The sequence below is a fragment of the Mesorhizobium sp. M7A.F.Ca.CA.003.01.2.1 genome, assembly GCF_003998945.1.
Taxonomy (GTDB): domain Bacteria; phylum Pseudomonadota; class Alphaproteobacteria; order Rhizobiales; family Rhizobiaceae; genus Mesorhizobium; species Mesorhizobium ciceri.
On record NZ_RZRA01000648.1, the window covers coordinates 1 to 3,331 of the forward strand.

A 3,331-nucleotide genomic window follows, 5' to 3' on the forward strand; every position below is an offset into this window, starting at 1 on the left:
GACCATCCGGATGCCCAGGCCTTTCAGCAGCGCGGAAGGCCCGACGCCGGACAGCTGCAGCAATTGCGGCGAGTTGACCGAGCCGCCCGACAGGATGACTTCGCGACCGGCACGCGCCGACTTCGTCTCGCCGTTCTGCTGGTATTCGACACCGACGGCGCGCTTGCCCTCGAACAGCACCCTGGTCGCCAGCGCCTTCATCTCGACGCGGACGTTGGCGCGCTTCATCGCCGGGCGCAGGAAAGCGCGCGCCGCCGACATGCGGCGGCCGTTGCGGGTCGAGATCTGGTAGACGCCGACGCCTTCCTGGGCAGCGCCGTTGAAATCCGGGTTGAAGGGCAAGCCGGCCTGCTGGCCGGCGACGAGATAGCGTTTGGTCAGCGGGTGGACGGCGCCCGAACAGTCTGTGACATGCAGCGGGCCGCCGACGCCGCGCCATTGGTCCGCGCCGGCCTGGTTGTCCTCGAGCGCCTTGAAGGCGGGCAGCAGATCGTCATAGCCCCAGCCGGGATTGCCGGCGGCGGCCCAGGCATCGAAATCTTCGCGCGCGCCCCTGATCCAGACCATGGCGTTGATCGAGCTCGAACCGCCGAGCAGCTTGCCGCGCGGCCAGTGGTCGGCATTGCCGGCAAGCCCCGGGTCCGGCTCGGCCTTGTAGTTCCAGTTGACGCCGGGATCGAAGAAGGTCTTGCCGTAGCCGAGCGGCATCTGCACGTAGAAGCGGCGGTCGCTGCCGCCGGCCTCCAGCACCAGCACCGAGAAGCGCCCCGAGGCCGACAGTTTTTCAGCCAGGACCGAGCCGGCCGAGCCGGAGCCGACGATGATGAAATCATAGGTCTGCATGATGGAAATGGGAGGCTCCGAAAAATTGGCTGCAGCCTAGACGCGACGGCATTCCGAAGTCGCCGCGCCATCCGGCATCAGTTGTGAAAAAAGCGACCGTCGAACCGATCAGGTTTGCGGGGATTCCCGACAATCGCGCTTGATATCTATCGTCCCGACAGCCTATGCGGTGGCACTATCTTGGCGCATAACTTTTCGGAGTTATGCTCTGGCCACTCTGCGGAAGGCAGGAAATCATATGCGGACCCTCCCTGACGCGTTCATTCCCGAACTGCCGGGCCACTACAGCGGCAAGGTCCGCGAAAACTACGATCTGGCGGATGGCCGGCGCATCATCATCGTCACCGACCGGCTCAGTGCCTTCGACATCATCCTGACCTCGATCCCCTACAAGGGAGAGATACTGACCCAGACGGCGCGCTACTGGTTCGAGGAAACCGCCGATATCTGTCCGAACCATGTTCTCGAATACCCCGACCCGAACGTCGTCGTCGGCACGAGGCTCGACATCCTGCCGGTCGAGATCGTCGTGCGCGGCTATCTGGCGGGAACCACCAGCACCTCGATCCTGACGCGCTACAAGCGCGGCGACCGCGACATGTACGGTATCCGCCTGCCGGACGGCCTGCGCGACAATGAAAAGCTGGCCGAGCCGATCATCACGCCGACCAGCAAGGCCGCGCATGGCGGCCATGACGAGCCGCTGTCGAAAGCCGAGATCCTCGAACAGGGTCTTCTCACGCAGGCGCAGTGGGACACCGTGTCCGGCTACGCTTTGCGGCTGTTCGCCCGTGGCCAGCAGCGCGCCACCGAGCGCGGCCTGATCCTGGCGGACACGAAGTACGAATTCGGCACCGACAGGAACGGGACCATCATTCTTGCCGATGAAATCCACACCCCGGACAGCAGCCGGTACTGGATCGCATCGAGCTACGAACAGGCGCTCGCCGACGGCAGCCGGCCGGAGAGTTTTGACAAGGATTTCGTCCGGTCGTGGGTCTCGGCGCGCTGCAACCCCTACAGCGACCCGATACCTGAGATACCGGCCGAGATCGTCGAACAGGCCTCGCATGTCTATGCGCAGGCCTATGAGGCGATCACCGGCAAGGAGTTCTCTCCGGACCTTTCCGGGAACAGCGTGCTCGATCGCATTCGCACGAACCTCAGGCGCTATTTCTGATCGATCTTCGCCGGGTGATGCGAACTGCCGTCCCATGGCCATGCCCAGGGTCTACGAACTCGGGTTAACCGGTCCTCGGAAACCTTCGCCGGTGTGTTGGCTGACGGAGCAAACGAAAAACCCGCCTGTGCGGCGGGTCACTGGCGCAAATCAGCACCATAGGCAAAAATGTACCATAGCTGAGGGCACCCAGTCAAGAAAAAATTCCTATCGTGAAAAAGCTGCCCGGCAAAAAGGCTGCCGACACCGCGCGCCGGCTGTCGCAGGTCTTTTGCCAGTCCGAGCCTGTGGCCATGCCGTGGCTCGTTGACCTTCTGGCGCCGTGACGATACGGGATCGAGGGCAGCCAGTCTCGAAGGATTTCTCGCATGGTGCACTACGCTGAAGGACGGCCGCTTGGCGATCTGACGCTGCGCACCCTGGCCATGCCTTCGGACGCCAATGCGGCCGGCGACATTTTCGGCGGCTGGGTGATGGCGCAGATGGACCTGGCCTGCGGCATCCGCGCCGCCGAGCGCGCCAAGGGCCGCGTGGTGACGGCGGCGGTGAAAGAGATGTCGTTCGCCAAGCCGATGAAGATCGGCGACACGCTGTGCATCTACACCCATGTCGAGCGCGTCGGCCGCACCTCGATGACGCTCAAGGTCGAGGCCTGGGCGCAGCGCTACCTCTCCGACCTGATGGAGAAGGTCACCCATGCGGATTTCGTCATGGTGGCGCTGGATGGCGAGGGCAAGCCGAAAGCGGTTCCCGCCGAAGGCTGAGGCAAGCCGAAAAATCAGAAGCGCACTTGCATCGTGGCGCGGACGCCCTGGTCGGCCGCCTTCTTCCCGAACTGACCGGAGTAGCTGATCCCCAGCGTGGTGCTGTCGGCGATCCGGAAATCGAGCCCGGCCCCGACGATGGCTGTATCCCTAGCGATCGGCACGCCGGCAATGGTGAAGAGGTCGCCACCGGCGAAGGCCATGTCTGCGGTCGGCGTGGTGTCGCCGAAGGCATGACGCCAGCCGAGCGTACCCTGCGCGGTTGCTTGCATTCCGCCGAGGTCGAAGCCGGCCGAGGCCCGCAAGCCGAGCGTGGTGAAGGTGGTCTCGGTGGTCGAGGCAGCGGATGTGAGTGCGGCGGCGCGCCCCTTTTCCGTGAAGCTGTCGGTGTGGAGGTTGACATAGGCGAGACTGGCGAAGGGCTCGAAGGCAGCCATGCGCGTCTCGAGGCGATAGCCGGCCTCACCGAAGACCTGCGCGGTGCCGGCATCGTATTTCGCCGTCAGCGCATCGACTAAGCCTGGAACGACGACGTTGCGGCTGG

At 64.3% G+C, this 3,331-nt stretch carries 4 protein-coding genes; 2 read left to right on the forward strand and 2 right to left on the reverse strand.

What is annotated here, in order from left to right; genetic code table 11:
* On the reverse strand, positions 1 to 843 hold an 843-nt coding region (locus EN969_RS22945; protein WP_206525207.1), incomplete at its 3' end, for a GMC family oxidoreductase N-terminal domain-containing protein.
* Between the two features lie 238 nt (positions 844 to 1,081).
* Between EN969_RS22945 and EN969_RS22950 the strand changes: the two genes are divergently transcribed.
* Both EN969_RS22950 and EN969_RS22955 read left to right on the forward strand, forming a co-directional pair.
* Positions 1,082 to 2,023 carry a phosphoribosylaminoimidazolesuccinocarboxamide synthase gene (locus EN969_RS22950; protein WP_063168821.1) on the forward strand — a complete coding sequence of 314 codons (942 nt, stop codon included), beginning with the start codon at positions 1,082 to 1,084 and terminating at the stop codon, positions 2,021 to 2,023.
* Positions 2,024 to 2,391: 368 nt separating this feature from the next.
* Complete coding sequence (locus EN969_RS22955; RefSeq protein ID WP_013530049.1) at positions 2,392 to 2,787, forward strand: hotdog domain-containing protein; 396 nt, start codon at positions 2,392 to 2,394, stop codon at positions 2,785 to 2,787.
* 14 nt (positions 2,788 to 2,801) lie between these two features.
* Here the strand turns inward: EN969_RS22955 and EN969_RS22960 are convergent.
* Positions 2,802 to 3,331: autotransporter domain-containing protein (locus tag EN969_RS22960; protein WP_127419418.1), on the reverse strand; the 530-nt coding region annotated here is incomplete at its 5' end.